Origin of the sequence: Pantoea sp. GM_Pan_4 (genome assembly GCF_026541005.1) — a bacterium.
GTDB lineage: Bacteria > Pseudomonadota > Gammaproteobacteria > Enterobacterales > Enterobacteriaceae > Pantoea > Pantoea dispersa.
Genome location: NZ_JALNUZ010000002.1, coordinates 44,502 through 58,478, shown reverse-complemented (window position 1 = coordinate 58,478; position 13,977 = coordinate 44,502). Strand labels below are relative to the sequence as shown.

Sequence of the window (13,977 nt, the reverse complement as noted above, 5' to 3'; positions counted from 1 at the left end):
GCTGCAATTGTGAGCCAGCCCCCAATTGCAGCAAAATCATCCATTTAATGACATCAGACCTCTTGACGGTCTGCTCGCGCAGGCTTTTCTAGCTTAAATCGACGTTTTTGGTGCCGCCCCACCAGGTAAAGACGAAGCCGCCGATCCACGCCACGATCAGCCCCACCAGATAGACCGCCATACCGGCAAAGATGCCCTGCGAAGAGGTCATCAGCGGCAGCGTCACCAGTCCTGACGGGCCAAACACCGTGTTCATGCCCACCGGCAGGCCGAGCCACGCCACCAGTCCGATAAAGAAGCCGCCCAACGCACCGCCGAAGCAGGCGGTGATAAACGGTTTAAGACGCGGCAGCGTCACGCCATAGATGAGCGGCTCACCGACGCCCAGCAGGCCTGGCACGATGGCGCCTTTAATCTGGCTGCGCAGCAGCGAATGCTTGTCGGCTTTGCACCACAGCGCCAGCGAGGCCCCGACCTGACCGGCTCCGGCCATGGCGAGTATCGGGAACAGCGAATTGAAACCCTGGGTTTCCATCAGCGCAAAATAGACCGGAATAAAGCCCTGATGAATGCCGAACATCACCGCAATCAGGAATAAACCGGCCAGAATGGCACAGCCGAACGGGTTATTGTTCAGGTGGATAAACAGCCACGACATGCCTTTAAACAGCTCGCCGCCAATCGGCATGATCACCAGGAACGTCACCGCGCCGGTAATTAACAGCGTCAGCAGCGAGGTAAGGATCATATCGAGATTATCCGGGATAATTTTGCGCAGCTGTTTCTCCAGCCAGGCACCAAATATCGCCGCCAGCAGCACGCCAATAATATTGCCGCGCGGATCGATGGTCAGGCCGAAGAAATCCTGCATGCCGCTGTAATAGCCGACGGTCGCGTTCGGCACATACCCCAGCACAAACAGCGAGGCGATAATCGCGCCGTTCACGCCGGTGCCGCCAAACGCTTTCTGCGCGTTATAGCCGATTAAGATACTGAGGAAGGTGAACAACCCTTTGCCGAACACCTTCATATAAGCCACGGTATCCAGCAGCCAGCGGGCGTGTTCCCCGGGCTGATTAAGATGAAACACCTGCTCAATCAGCGTGGCAAACCCCAGCAGCAATCCGGCACCGATAAAACCCGGGATCAGCGGGGTAAAAATGGTGGCAAAGCAGGAGAGAAAACGGTGCAGCGCGCTGGTTTGCTTCGCTTTCATCTGCTGCTTCTGCGCGCTGGCGATGCTGTGCAGATCGCCCGCCGCCTCTGGCGTGGCGCTGTTCAGCATCGCCTGCATTTTTTCCGCTGCAGTTTGCGCTTTGCCAGGGCCGAGCACAATCTGCAGCTGGGCATCGCTGTCAATCACGCCCAGCACGCCGGGCAGCGTTTTCAGCCGGGCGCTGTCGACCCGCGAGGCATCGGCCAGCGTCAGACGCAGACGCGTCATGCAGTTACCGCAGTGCACGACGTTGCCAGCGCCGCCGACCGCCTGCAGGATATCGCGCAATAAGCTTTCAGTGATCGCCGCCATCATTGCGCTCCTGCGTGGTGTAATGCCTGGCGGATAAAGCCGTGGTTCTGCGCCAGCAGCGCCTGCGCGTCATCGGCGTTCAGGTCCGCCAGTATCATCACAATGGCGGTTTTACAGTGGCCGCCGCACGCTGCCAGCGCCTGCTGTGCGCGGGCATCGTCACATTCGGTGGCCTGCTTAACGATGTTGATTTGCCGCTGCACCAGTTTCTGATTGGTGGCTTCTACATCGACCATCAGGTTGCCGTACACTTTGCCGCTGCGGATCATGGCGCCGGTGGTCAGCATATTGAGCACCAGCTTCTGCGCGGTGCCGGCTTTCATGCGTGACGAGCCGGTGACCACTTCCGGGCCTACCACCGACGTCAGGGCGACGTCCGCCGCCTGCGACATGGCGCTGTTGGGATTACAGGTCAGCGCGGCGGTGAAGGCGCCCTGCTGCTTCGCCCAGGCCAGCGCGCCGAGCACATAAGGCGTGCGGCCGCTGGCAGCAATGCCGACCAGCACATCGCGCGCCGAAAAGTCGATATCTTTTAAATCCTGCGCGCCCTGCTCGCGGTTGTCCTCGGCGTTTTCCACCGCCTGTAAAATGGCGGTATGGCCGCCGGCGATCAGCCCGACCACCTGACTGCGCGGCGTGCCGAACGTGGGTGGGCATTCGCTGGCATCGAGAATACCGAGACGGCCGGAGGTCCCGGCACCGCAGTAAATCAGACGTCCGCCCTGGCTGAATGCCGCCGTGATGGCATCCACCACCTCAGCAATCTGCGGCACGATAGCTTCCACCGCCAGCGCCACTTTTTTGTCTTCATCGTTAATGACGCGCAGCATCGCTTCCGTGTTCAGCTCGTCAATGTTCTGGCTCGCCGGGTTGCGGCCCTCGGTGATCATCTGGCTCAGATCAATGTTCATGTTCGCTCCCTTCAGGAATAATTTATTCTTGAAACTATATATCATATAGAATTGTTAATTCCTCCTGCTCAGGTCAATTTTTTTGCCTTTTGCGGCAGCGGACATAAAAAAACCCGCCAGAAGGCGGGTTCAGTCAGAGAGCGTGTCGCTTAGCTGGCATTTTGCGTGCGCAGCTGCAGCTCGTAGGCAGCGGCCTGTTTGGTATCAAACTGGTTTTCCCAGCGGGCAATAACCAGCACCGCCAGCGCGTTACCGATGACGTTGAGCGCGGTGCGCGCCATGTCCATGATACGGTCGACGCCGGCGATAAACGCCAGACCTTCCAGCGGAATACCAACGCTGCCCAGCGTGGCCAGCAGCACCACAAACGAGACGCCCGGCACACCTGCGATGCCTTTCGACGTCACCATCAGGGTCAGCACCAGAATGATTTCATCGGTCAGCGACAGGTCAATGCCGTACAGCTGGGCGATAAAGATCGCCGCAATGCTCTGATACAGCGTTGAACCATCCAGATTGAACGAATAGCCGGTTGGCACCACGAAGCTGGTGATCGCCTTCGGCGCACCGTAGGCTTCCATCTTCTGCATGATGCGCGGCAGTACGGTCTCTGAGCTGGAGGTGGAATACGCCAGAATCAGCTCATCTTTCAGAATGCGCATCAGGGTGGTAATACGCAACTTGCAGAAGCGCGCCACCGCACCCAGCACCACGAACGCAAAGAACAGAATCGCCACGTACACCAGCAGCACCAGCTTGGCCAGCGGATAGAGCGAAGCAAAGCCGAAGTTGGCAATGGTGACGGCAATCAGTGCAAACACCCCGACCGGCGCATAGCGCATGATCATGTGCGTCACTTTAAACATGGTTTCGGAAATGGAACGGAATACGGTCACCAGCGGATCGCGATGCTCCGACGGCAGCGCCGACAGTCCCATGCCAAACAGTACCGAGAAGAAGATAATCGGCAGCATGTCGCCTTTGACCAGTGAGGCGAAAATATTCTGCGGGATCAGCGACAGAATGGTGGTCACCAGGCCATGTGGCGCACCCTGCACCGCTTCCGTTGTGGCTTCGTATTTAGAGATGTCCACCGTTGCCAGCGTTGACATATCAATGCCGCTGCCGGGTTGGAATACGTTGGCCAGCGTGATGCCGACCACAATGGCAATGGTGGTAATCACTTCAAAATAGATGATGGTTTTCACACCAATCCGCCCGAGCTTTTTCGCATCACCCACGCCGGCGATGCCGACAATCAGTGAGGAAATAACAATCGGCACCACAATCATCTTGATCAGATGAATAAAGATGTCGCCGGCAGGAGTAAGAATGTTAGTGATTAACCATTCACGATCGTCTGGCTGATTATGCAGCACGGTTCCGACGATAACGCCGAGAATCAGGGCAATCAGAATCTGCCACGCGAGGGTGAGTTTAAAACCTTTCATAACGCGTTATTTCCTCAGTTAAAACCCCTTTGCTCTGCTGCGAAGGTGCAGAAGACATTACACACAGGGAAGTGAGCAAAAGCCCGATAAAATAGAGGGTTATAATGGACTGCATCGGTTACCGCTGCGCCGGCATTATGCGCCCGCGCGATGATGCAGCCTGAGTTGATACCTGCTGAACAGGGCCGAGATAAGTACCATTTTCACTACGGTAAATGCAACCCCTGGGGCGATAGCTTAAATCCTGCACAGCCAGGCAGCATAAAATGCTGCTGACATGCGCCTGTCATAACTCGCTGTTATGAAAAGTGTTAATTCGATAATTTTCCGCATAGCTATTCAGGATTGCTGAAAAAACGTGCCGGTCTGTTTGCTGCTTATTTAACCGGCTGGTTCATAATTTTATTGATCCAGCCAGTGGTTTTGCCTCATTTCCTGCGCCGGTAAACAGATTGAATTGGGTGACTTTTCAGCCTTACACAAGGTCGTGATCCAGACTGCAAAACAGAAACAAAGCCCGGCCTCACTCTTCAATTAACCTTTGATTGACATATGATTAACATCTTCAAGGAGGTCAGCCATGAGCCAAATACACAAGCATCCCGTACCCGCTGCCATTGCAGCGAATGCCCTGATAAATGCCGATCAGTACGCGGCGCTGTATCAACAGTCGGTTGACGATCCTGAGGCCTTTTGGGGCGAACAGGGCAAAATCCTCGACTGGATGACGCCCTACAGCAAAGTGAAAAATACCTCGTTTGCCCCCGGCAATATTTCGATTCGCTGGTATGAAGATGGCGCGCTGAACCTTGCCGCCAACTGTCTCGATCGCCACCTGGCTACGCGCGGCGATCACCCGGCGATTATCTGGGAAGGCGATGACGCCAGCGAGAGCAAAACCCTGACTTACCGTGAACTGCACGCCGACGTCTGCCGCTTCGCCAACGTGCTGACCGGCCTTGGCGTGAAGAAAGGCGATGTGGTGGCGATCTACATGCCGATGGTACCGGAAGCCGCGGTCGCCATGCTGGCCTGCGCGCGCATCGGCGCCGTGCACTCGGTCATTTTTGGCGGCTTCTCACCTGAAGCGGTGGCCGGACGCGTAGTGGATTCCAGTGCAAAACTGGTGATTACCGCTGACGAAGGCGTGCGTGCCGGACGCAGCATTCCGCTGAAGAAAAACGTGGATGATGCGCTGATCAATCCAAACGTCACCAGCGTGAAAAACGTGGTGGTGTTCCAGCGCACCGGCAAAGAGACCGGCTGGCGCGAAGGCCGCGATCTGTGGTGGCATGAACTGATGGCGAAAGCCAGCGATCAGCATCAGCCGGTGGCGGTCGAGGCCGAACATCCGCTGTTTATCCTTTATACCTCCGGCTCCACCGGCAAGCCGAAAGGCGTGCTGCACACCACCGGCGGTTATCTGGTGTATGCTGCCACCACCTTCAAATATGTTTTTGATTATCATGAAGATGATGTGTACTGGTGCACCGCCGACGTGGGCTGGATTACCGGGCACAGCTATCTGATCTACGGCCCGCTGGCCTGCGGAGCCACCACGCTGATGTTCGAAGGCGTACCCAACTGGCCACAGCCCAGCCGCATGGCCGAAGTGGTGGATAAACATAAGGTCACGCTGCTGTACACCGCGCCAACCGCTATCCGCGCGCTGATGGCCGAGGGTGATAAAGCGATTGCCGGCACCCAGCGCAGCAGCCTGCGCATCATGGGATCGGTCGGCGAGCCCATCAACCCGGAAGCCTGGGAGTGGTATTACAAAAAGATTGGCGACAGTCGTTGCCCGATCGTCGATACCTGGTGGCAGACCGAAACCGGCGGCTTCATGATTACGCCGCTGCCCGGTGCCACCGAGCTGAAGGCCGGTTCGGCCACCAAACCGTTCTTTGGCGTCCAGCCGGCGCTGGTGGATAACGAAGGTAATACGCTGGACGGTGCCACCGAGGGTAACCTGGTGATCGTCGACTCCTGGCCCGGCCAGGCACGCACGCTGTTTGGCGATCACGATCGCTTCGAGCAAACCTACTTCTCGACGTTTAAAAATCGCTACTTCAGCGGCGACGGCGCGCGCCGTGACGACGATGGCTATTACTGGATCACCGGCCGCGTCGATGACGTGCTGAACGTCTCCGGCCACCGGCTTGGCACGGCGGAGATCGAGTCCGCGCTGGTCTCGCATCCGAAAATTGCCGAAGCCGCGGTGGTGGGGATTCCGCACAGCATTAAAGGCCAGGCGATCTATGCTTATATCACGCTGAATCACGGCGAAGAGCCGTCGCCAGAGCTGTACAGTGAGGTGCGCAACTGGGTGCGTAAAGAGATCGGCCCGATTGCCACGCCAGACGTGTTGCACTGGACCGATTCGCTGCCAAAAACCCGCTCCGGCAAAATCATGCGCCGCATTCTGCGCAAGATCGCCGCCGGCGATACCAGCAACTTTGGCGATACTTCAACGCTGGCCGATCCGGGCGTGGTGGAGAAATTGCTCGAGGAGAAACAGTCGATCACCATGCCATAACCGGCATTGACCCGGCGGAGAGTATCAGCCTGTCCCCGGCAGGCAGCTCTCCGCTCTTCCATCCTTACGCCGTATGCTTTTCACCATCGCACAACCTTAATAACTAGAATATTCAGCCAGTTAAATCACGTTGCCGTGAGTTTTCTGTCTGCCTTGCCTCTGGAGAAAATGTGATGAACGAAGCCCTGAACCAACAGGAAGCCGTCTGGCAACAAATCGAAAGCAATCCGCGTTTTCAGGAGCTGGTGCACAAACGTCAGTCGTTTGCGCTGCTGCTCAGCCTCATCATGCTAGTACTGTACGTCGGCTTTATTCTGCTGATTGCTTTCGCGCCCGGCTGGCTCGGCACGCCCTTGCACGCCGGCACCAATGTGACGCGCGGCATCCCCATCGGCGTCGGCCTGATTGTGGTGTCGTTTCTGCTGACCGGCGTTTATGTCTGGCGCGCCAACGGCGAGTTTGATCGTCTGACCAAACAGATTGTCAGCGAGGTGAAATCATGAAGCGCCTGCTCTCCGCCTCGCTGGCTATCGTACCAGCCAGCGTATTTGCCGCCGATGCCATTACCGGCGCGGTGCAAAAACAGGCCACCAACTACGAAGCGATCATCATGTTCGTGGTCTTTGTGGCGGCCACGCTCGGCATTACTTACTGGGCGTCCAAACGCACCCGCTCGCGCAGCGATTACTACACTGCCGGCGGCAACATCACCGGTTTCCAGAATGGCCTGGCGATGGCCGGTGACTTTATGTCGGCCGCCTCGTTTCTCGGTATCTCCGCGCTGGTCTACACCTCCGGCTACGACGGGCTGATCTACTCGCTCGGCTTCCTCGTCGGCTGGCCCATGATTCTGTTCCTGATTGCCGAACGCCTGCGCAACCTGGGTCGTTATACCTTTGCCGATGTGGCGTCCTACCGCCTGCAGCAAAAGCCTATCCGCACCCTTTCCGCCTGCGGTTCGCTGGTGGTGGTGGCGCTGTATCTGATTGCGCAGATGGTGGGTGCCGGTAAGCTGATCCAGCTGCTGTTCGGTCTCGACTACCACATCGCGGTGGTGCTGGTCGGTATTCTGATGGTGCTGTACGTGCTGTTTGGCGGCATGCTCGCCACCACCTGGGTGCAAATTATCAAAGCGGTGCTGCTGCTGTTTGGTGCCAGCTTTATGGCCATCATGGTGATGAAAGCCACCGGTTTCAGCTTTAATACGCTGTTTACCGAGGCGATGGCGGTGCATCCGAAAGGAAGCGCGATCATGCAGCCGGGCGGTCTGGTGAAAGACCCGATCTCCGCGCTGTCGCTCGGTCTGGGCCTGATGTTTGGCACCGCCGGCCTGCCGCATATTCTGATGCGTTTCTTCACCGTCGCCGATGCAAGAGAAGCACGCAAAAGCGTGTTCTGGGCCACCGGCTTTATGGGCTACTTCTACTTCCTGACCTTTATTATCGGCTTCGGCGCCATTCTGCTGGTCGGCGCTAATCCGGCCTTCAAAGACGCCAGCGGCGCGCTGATTGGCGGCACTAACATGGCGGCAGTGCATCTCTCCAATGCGGTCGGCGGCAGCCTGTTCCTCGGCTTTATCTCGGCGGTAGCCTTCGCCACCATTCTGGCGGTGGTGGCCGGCCTGACGCTGGCCGGTGCTTCGGCGGTGTCGCATGACCTGTATGCCAGCGTGATCCGCAAAGGTCAGGCCACCGAGCGTGAAGAGTTGCGGGTGTCGAAAATTACCGTGCTGGTGCTGGGCGTGGTGGCGATTGCGCTGGGCATTCTGTTCGAGAAACAGAACATTGCCTTCATGGTCGGCCTGGCGTTCTCGATTGCCGCCAGCTGTAACTTCCCGATTATTTTGCTGTCGATGTACTGGTCAAAACTGACCACGCGCGGCGCCATGGTGGGAGGCTGGCTGGGCCTGCTGACGGCGGTGGTGCTGATGATTCTCGGCCCGACCATTTGGGTGCAGGTACTGGGACACGCAACGCCAGTCTATCCGTACGAATATCCGGCGCTGTTCTCGATGCTGGTCGCGTTTGTCGGCACCTGGCTGTTTTCCATTACCGATCATTCCCAGCAGGGGGCGCTGGAGCGGGCGAAATTCCGCGGACAGTTTATCCGTTCACAGACGGGCGTCGGGATTTCGCAAGGGAAAGCACATTAAGATTGAGAGGGTGCGGTGATTGACCAGGTCGCCATGAACGTAGTGCGGTAATTGGCCAGGTCGCCATTAACACGGTGCGGTGATTGACCAGGTCGCCATGAATGGCGACCCTACGGGGAATTTCGTAGGGTGCGCATTCATGCGCACCTGGTACAGTCATCAGAAACGCAGCGACGCACCGACGTACGGGCCGTCGACCAGCACGTTATCTTTGCGGTCGCCTTTGTTGTTCAGCTCAATGTACTGATAGCCAACGCGCAGGTTCAGCAGCGAAATCGGCGTAAAGCTCAGGCCGCCTGAGGCTTCTTTATAGCTGTCCAGACGATCGGAGAACGCTTCCGGCGCATAGTAATATTCGCCGTACAGGCCCCACATGCTGTTGAAGTTATACTGCGCACCGGCACCCAGCGCCACGGTGAAGCCATCACGGCCATCTTCCGGATGGGTGAACAGCGCTTTTGCCGTCGGTGCCACGCGGAAATCACCCACATCCAGGTTATAACCCATACCAAGGCCGTAAGTGCTGCCGTCGTGATCGCTGCGCAGCCAGTTGCCTTTCAGAAACAGACCCGGTGAAGCGGTGCCGAGGCCAAGGTTCAGGTTGGTGCTGTGCTCACCCACGTCAACACTGCCCTCAATCGCCTGCGCGCCGCCGCTCAGCAGTGCCAGACCTAAAACGCTTCCCGTAACAAGTTGCTTAAACATAACAATCCACTCCATGAAGGACACATAATTCGGCGCAAAGGGTAAACAGCGCGGCGACATGACACAACTTTATTTGGAAAGCTTTACGTAAAAATGGGTTACAGCGGGCAGAAAACGGCCGCGAACGGCCGTGGAGGGATCAGAAGCGCACGGCAGCGCCGATAAACAGGCCATCCATCAGGCTTTGATCGGCATGGCCATAATCACCGTTGACGGAGAGGTAGCGATAGCCGCTGCTGAGTGATAACCACTTCGCCGGCTGGTAATAGACGCCCGCTTCCAGCTGATGCAGCGCATGCAGATTATGGTTGGCAAAATCAGGCGACAGGCTGTAATCCAGATAGAGCCAGGTAGCCCCTGCCTGCGGCAGAGGTGCCATCAGACGAATCCCGCCATTCATGCCGCGACTCGATGTTGAGGTGGTTTTCACATCGGCCCAGAATGCACCGATACGCGGTGCTACCTGCAGCGCGCCGAGGGAAAAGCCGTAGCCGAGGCTGGCGTCGAGCAGATGGGTTTGCTGATGACCATGCACATACTCCAGTGCTGCCTGCACGCCTGGTGCGGTGCGGTCGCTGTTAATCCGGGCTGTCCAGAAATGGCTGCCGCCCTGCCCGCCGATCTCAGCGGCACTGGTCCCGGTGGCGGCCAGCAGCAGGCCTAATGCTAATGTGGTATTTTTCATTCTCGCTTCCTTGTTGTTTACGCGCGCAAACGGTAAGCAAAGCGAGGAAACTCTGATATGAGCCCAGGCTCAAATTTGCCCGTCAGGCATGCCACAACAGCTGACCCAGCAGCGGGGCCAGCAGCACCGTGAGCACGCCGGAGAGCATCATTACCAGGCTGGAGACCACGCCCTCCTGCTGGCCGAGCTGATAAGCGCGTGCCGTGCCGGCACCGTGCGAGGCGGCGCCAAAGCCGGCGCCTTTTGCCACGCCCTGCTTAATCGCGATACGTAAAAACAGCACGTCGCCCACCGCCATGCCAAACACGCCGGTAATCACCACGAACAGCGCGACCAAATCGGGCTGGCCGCCAATCGGCTGGGCCGCTGCCAGCGCAAAAGGCGTGGTGATGGAGCGCACCGCCAGACTACGCTGGATGCTCTCCGGTAACGTCAGCAGCCGCGCCAGCCACACCGAACTGCACACGGCCACCAGCGTGGCAGTGATCACGCCCACGCTCAGCGACAGCCAGTGGCGGCGGATAATGTGCAGGTTTTCGTAAACCGGCACGGCAAAAGCCAGCGTCGCCGGCCCCAGCAGCCACAGCAGCCAGTGGCTTTCAGCGATGTAATCCTGCCAGCTGACGTGCGTCAGCAGCAGCAGCGCCACCAGCACCAGCGGCGTTAACACCAGCGGCATCAGCAGTAGTGTAGGCCTGCGCCGGTACAGGCGTTTATTGAGGTAGTAAACCAGCAGCGTCAGCGCCAGACACAACAGGCTAATGATAAAGTCAGTCACGATCGCCCTGCTTACGCGCGGCGCGCGCCAGTTCGAAGCGGTATAAGCGATCGACCACCAGCGAGGTGGCCGCCAGCACCATCAGCGTACTGACGGCGATCACCACACAGATGCGCCAGCCTTCACTGCGCAGCAGGTCGCTGTAATTCACCACCGCCACCACCGCCGGAATAAAAAACAGCAGCATTTCGGCCAGCAGCCAGTTGGCCCCGGCTTTAACCCAGCGCAGCGGCACGATACCGCTGACGATCAACAGTAACAGCAACACCATACCCACGACGTTGGCCGGTAACGGCAGATGCAGCCAGCTCACCAGCTGACCGCTGGCAACGAACAGGGCGATATACAGCACCAGCTGCAGCGGCACCGTGACGCGTTGCAGGATATCCGTGGTGCGCGGACGAAGCGCGGACGCCATTTCTCTCTCCCCCCCTCAAAATTCAGGGTTTCAGTATAAATCCGCGCCAGAGTGTGAAAGAAATGAATTAAAATTATTCAAACTATGCAAAAAAGGAATGTTTATGGACGTGCGTGCGCTGCGATATTTTACCGAAGTGGTGCGTCAGCAGAGCTTTACCCGCGCGGCGGAGAAGCTGTTCGTCACGCAACCCACCATCAGCAAAATGCTGCGCCAGCTGGAAGAAGAGCTGGGCTGTACGCTGCTGCTGCGCGAGGGACGCAAGCTGCATCTCACCGACAGCGGCCAGGCGGTTTATCAGCGCGGCCTGGCGATTTTGCAGGAGTTTCATCAGTTGGAGGCGCAAATCAGTGACATCAACCAGCTGAAAACCGGTGAGCTGCGGCTGGGCATTCCGCCGATGGTCGGCATGCAGATTGCCGGATCGATCTCCGCGTTCCGCCGCCGCTATCCCGGCGTACAGCTGAAAATCTCCGAATTTGGTGGCCTGACGGTGCAGCAGGCGGTGCTGAGCGGCGGGCTGGATATTGCGCTGACCGCCCTGCCGATTGATGCGGAGCTGCCGCTGAACACGCTGGAACTGATGCGCCATCCGCTGTGCGTGCTGCTGCCGCGCAGCGCGCGCTGGCTCAACCGCACCAGCCTGACGCTGGCAGAGCTGGCTCAGCATCCCCTGCTGATCCTCAACGAAGAGTTTTCGCTTAACCGCCAGCTGATGAAAGCGTTTCAGCGCCAGGGAGTGATGCCGGATATCGCGCTGCGTAGCGCGCAGTGGGATTTTCTTGCCGCGATGGTGCAGGCGGATATGGGGCTGGCGATCCTGCCGGAGCCGATCTGCCAGCGGCTGGATAAACAGGCCTTGCTGTGGCTGCCGCTGGAGTCGGAGCTGCAGTGGCGTCTGGGGCTAATCTGGCGCGAAGGCAGTTATCTGTCGCGCAGCGCGCAGGCGTGGATTGCCTGCTGCCGCGAACACTGGCCGGATAACGCGCCACGGCTATCGCTGTAACAAAGCGGCCGCCCTGTCTGTCAGGCGGCCGCGGGATCGGAGAGCAGCAAAACGCGGCGGCTATTCCTCTTTCTCTATCAGCAACGCTTCCAGCAGGTCGAGATCGCGCAGCAGGCGCTGCATGGTCTCGTTGGAGATCTGCTGGGTGGCGCGCAGATGATAAACCTCGGCACGTTCGGCGCGCAGCGCGGTCAGACGGAAACGGCGCTCCAGATTTTCCGCAAACAGCGCCTGCTCCATATCATCTTTGCCATCGACGCGACGACGCAGATTACCAATCACCCGCAGGCTGACCTCTTTCAGCAGCTCAGGATCGATGTTCTCTTCAGCGTCGTTTTCCAGTCGCTGCTCCATTTTGTGCAGGCTTTCGATCGCCACGCCGGCCATCGCGGCACGCGCGCTCTGGATTTCGCGACGGTGCCCCACTTTGTCGTGGCTCTCCATGCCGCGCAGCAGAATCGGCAGCAGAATCACGCCGACAAACAGCGAGAACAGAATCACGCCGGTGGCGATAAACACCAGTTCGTAGCGCGCCGGAAAAGGTTCGCCGTTGCTGAGGAACAGCGGAATCGACAGCACACCGGCCAGCGTGATAGCACCGCGCACGCCGGCAAAAGAGGCGATCAGCAGTTCACGCAGCGAGTAGCTGGAGAACTCCAGCGGCTTCTTCTTCAGCAGGCGCAGGCTGGTGCGCTTCATGATCCACAGCCAGCCGAAGCGCACGATCATCAGTGCCGCATAGACCAGCCCGACGTCGGCGAACAGCATCCACAGCTCGACGTTAGGATCGGCGTTCGCCTGAGCAATCGAGGTGGAGAGAATGTCCGGCAGCTGCAGGCCCAGCATCAGGAACACCATGCCGTTGAACACAAACTCCAGCATCTGCCATACGCTGTTGGCGCGCAGGCGCATTGCCAGCGGTGCCTGACGGATGATGCCGGAACGGGTGATGGTCATACCGGCCGCTACCGCCGCCAGAATGCCGGAGACGCCGAGGTGTTCAGCAATCAGGTAAGAGGCGAACGGCAGCAGCAGCAGCAGTACGGTTTGCGTTGCCGGATCGTCACCGCTCCAGCGGCTGAGCAGGCGCAGCGAACGGCCATACAGCCAGCAAACTGCGACACCGGCCACCAGGCCGCCAATCGCCACTTTAAGGAATTCGACGCTGGCGCCGCCCCAGGTGAACACCATGGTTCCCATCGCCACCGCGACGGCAAACTTGAGTGACACCAGGCCCGACGCGTCATTCATCAGCGCCTCGCCCTGGACAATCGACATGATCTTTTTCGGGATGCGCCCTTCGCCGACGATGCCGGAGAGCGCCACCGCATCGGTCGGTGACAGCACCGCCGCCAGCGCGAACGCCGGAATCAGCGGAATACCCGGCACCAGCCAGTAAATCAGGTAGCCGATACCGACCACGGTAATCAGCACCAGCACCAGCGCCAGGCCGATAATTTCACGGCCGTGATGCAGAAACTCGTTGATCGGTGTTTTCCAGCCATCGGCAAACAGCAGCGGCGGAATAAACAGCACGAGGAACAGTTCGGGGTCAAAATCGACGTGCAGACCAAAGGTTGGCCAGGCCAGCAGCGCGCCGGCCGCGATCTGTACCAGCGGGAGCGGGATCTGAAACGGCAGGATACGTGCCGCAACGCCGGACAGCGAAACCACCAGCGTCATGATGAGAATAGTAAAGAAGATTTCCATGCTTTCCTTAGGCGAATCATATTAATCGAAGCGATGTTGCGTCGGAAAGTGTAAAACAAAACGCCGCCCGGCGGGGCTACCCGATGTGCGGCGTGTG

12 protein-coding genes are annotated in these 13,977 nt (G+C 58.5%); 4 read left to right on the top strand and 8 right to left on the bottom strand.

Annotated features, from left to right (window positions below):
* Nucleotides 1-88 precede the first annotated feature (88 nt).
* The 3 genes from murP to gltP all read right to left on the bottom strand — a co-directional run bounded on the left by murP (nt 89) and on the right by gltP (nt 3,890).
* The gene (gene murP / locus OXR61_RS06250; protein WP_021507818.1) at nt 89-1,528 is read right to left on the bottom strand and encodes a PTS N-acetylmuramic acid transporter subunit IIBC; all 1,440 of its coding nucleotides are present in this window, start codon (nt 1,526-1,528) and stop codon (nt 89-91) included.
* Nucleotides 1,528-2,439, bottom strand: a complete 912-nt coding sequence (gene murQ / locus OXR61_RS06245) for an N-acetylmuramic acid 6-phosphate etherase (protein ID WP_021507819.1) — start codon at nt 2,437-2,439, stop codon at nt 1,528-1,530. The genes murP and murQ overlap by 1 nt, the downstream gene beginning before the upstream one ends.
* Before the next feature lie 149 nt (nt 2,440-2,588).
* Nucleotides 2,589-3,890 (bottom strand): glutamate/aspartate:proton symporter GltP, encoded by a 1,302-nt coding sequence (gltP, locus tag OXR61_RS06240; RefSeq protein ID WP_021507820.1) that lies wholly within the window; start codon nt 3,888-3,890, stop codon nt 2,589-2,591.
* A gap of 580 nt (nt 3,891-4,470) precedes the next feature.
* Between gltP and acs the strand changes: the two genes are divergently transcribed.
* The 3 genes from acs (at nt 4,471) to OXR61_RS06225 (ending at nt 8,578) form a co-directional block, all read left to right on the top strand.
* Nucleotides 4,471-6,426 carry an acetate--CoA ligase gene (gene acs / locus OXR61_RS06235; protein WP_267411349.1) on the top strand — a complete coding sequence of 652 codons (1,956 nt, stop codon included), beginning with the start codon at nt 4,471-4,473 and terminating at the stop codon, nt 6,424-6,426.
* A gap of 173 nt (nt 6,427-6,599) precedes the next feature.
* A complete protein-coding gene (locus OXR61_RS06230) occupies nt 6,600-6,929 on the top strand; it encodes a DUF485 domain-containing protein (RefSeq protein ID WP_021313201.1) in 330 nt (109 codons plus the stop codon).
* Nucleotides 6,926-8,578: a cation acetate symporter gene (locus OXR61_RS06225; RefSeq protein ID WP_021507822.1), complete on the top strand. Its 1,653-nt coding sequence runs from the start codon at nt 6,926-6,928 to the stop codon at nt 8,576-8,578. Before OXR61_RS06230 ends, OXR61_RS06225 begins: the two co-directional genes overlap by 4 nt.
* A 159-nt stretch (nt 8,579-8,737) precedes the next feature.
* Here OXR61_RS06225 and OXR61_RS06220 read toward each other — a convergent pair whose 3' ends face one another.
* The 4 genes from OXR61_RS06220 to OXR61_RS06205 all read right to left on the bottom strand — a co-directional run bounded on the left by OXR61_RS06220 (nt 8,738) and on the right by OXR61_RS06205 (nt 11,164).
* Nucleotides 8,738-9,283: a YfaZ family outer membrane protein gene (locus OXR61_RS06220; RefSeq protein WP_031279754.1), complete on the bottom strand. Its 546-nt coding sequence runs from the start codon at nt 9,281-9,283 to the stop codon at nt 8,738-8,740.
* Nucleotides 9,284-9,422: 139 nt separating this feature from the next.
* The gene (locus OXR61_RS06215; protein ID WP_021507824.1) at nt 9,423-9,968 is read right to left on the bottom strand and encodes a YfaZ family outer membrane protein; all 546 of its coding nucleotides are present in this window, start codon (nt 9,966-9,968) and stop codon (nt 9,423-9,425) included.
* An 82-nt stretch (nt 9,969-10,050) separates the two neighbouring features.
* Nucleotides 10,051-10,746, bottom strand: coding sequence for an LrgB family protein (locus OXR61_RS06210; protein WP_021507825.1), 696 nt, complete (start codon nt 10,744-10,746; stop codon nt 10,051-10,053).
* A complete protein-coding gene (locus OXR61_RS06205) occupies nt 10,739-11,164 on the bottom strand; it encodes a CidA/LrgA family protein (protein ID WP_021507826.1) in 426 nt (141 codons plus the stop codon). The genes OXR61_RS06210 and OXR61_RS06205 overlap by 8 nt, the downstream gene beginning before the upstream one ends.
* 103 nt (nt 11,165-11,267) lie before the next feature.
* On the opposite strand from OXR61_RS06205, the gene OXR61_RS06200 reads away from it, so the two are divergent.
* A complete protein-coding gene (locus OXR61_RS06200; RefSeq protein ID WP_021507827.1) occupies nt 11,268-12,170 on the top strand; it encodes a LysR family transcriptional regulator in 903 nt (300 codons plus the stop codon).
* Between the two features lie 60 nt (nt 12,171-12,230).
* Here OXR61_RS06200 and OXR61_RS06195 read toward each other — a convergent pair whose 3' ends face one another.
* Entirely contained in the window at nt 12,231-13,880 is a 1,650-nt protein-coding gene (locus tag OXR61_RS06195) for a Na+/H+ antiporter (protein ID WP_021507828.1), read from the bottom strand.
* Nucleotides 13,881-13,977: the final 97 nt, after the last annotated feature.

Coding starts and splice junctions, on each gene's coding strand:
- murP (WP_021507818.1), bottom strand. CDS start 1,528: ATGGCGGCGATCACTGAAAGCTTATTGCGCGATATCCTGCAGGCGGTC.
- murQ (WP_021507819.1), bottom strand. CDS start 2,439: ATGAACATTGATCTGAGCCAGATGATCACCGAGGGCCGCAACCCGGCG.
- gltP (WP_021507820.1), bottom strand. CDS start 3,890: ATGAAAGGTTTTAAACTCACCCTCGCGTGGCAGATTCTGATTGCCCTG.
- acs (WP_267411349.1), top strand. CDS start 4,471: ATGAGCCAAATACACAAGCATCCCGTACCCGCTGCCATTGCAGCGAAT.
- OXR61_RS06230 (WP_021313201.1), top strand. CDS start 6,600: ATGAACGAAGCCCTGAACCAACAGGAAGCCGTCTGGCAACAAATCGAA.
- OXR61_RS06225 (WP_021507822.1), top strand. CDS start 6,926: ATGAAGCGCCTGCTCTCCGCCTCGCTGGCTATCGTACCAGCCAGCGTA.
- OXR61_RS06220 (WP_031279754.1), bottom strand. CDS start 9,283: ATGTTTAAGCAACTTGTTACGGGAAGCGTTTTAGGTCTGGCACTGCTG.
- OXR61_RS06215 (WP_021507824.1), bottom strand. CDS start 9,968: ATGAAAAATACCACATTAGCATTAGGCCTGCTGCTGGCCGCCACCGGG.
- OXR61_RS06205 (WP_021507826.1), bottom strand. CDS start 11,164: ATGGCGTCCGCGCTTCGTCCGCGCACCACGGATATCCTGCAACGCGTC.
- OXR61_RS06200 (WP_021507827.1), top strand. CDS start 11,268: ATGGACGTGCGTGCGCTGCGATATTTTACCGAAGTGGTGCGTCAGCAG.
- OXR61_RS06195 (WP_021507828.1), bottom strand. CDS start 13,880: ATGGAAATCTTCTTTACTATTCTCATCATGACGCTGGTGGTTTCGCTG.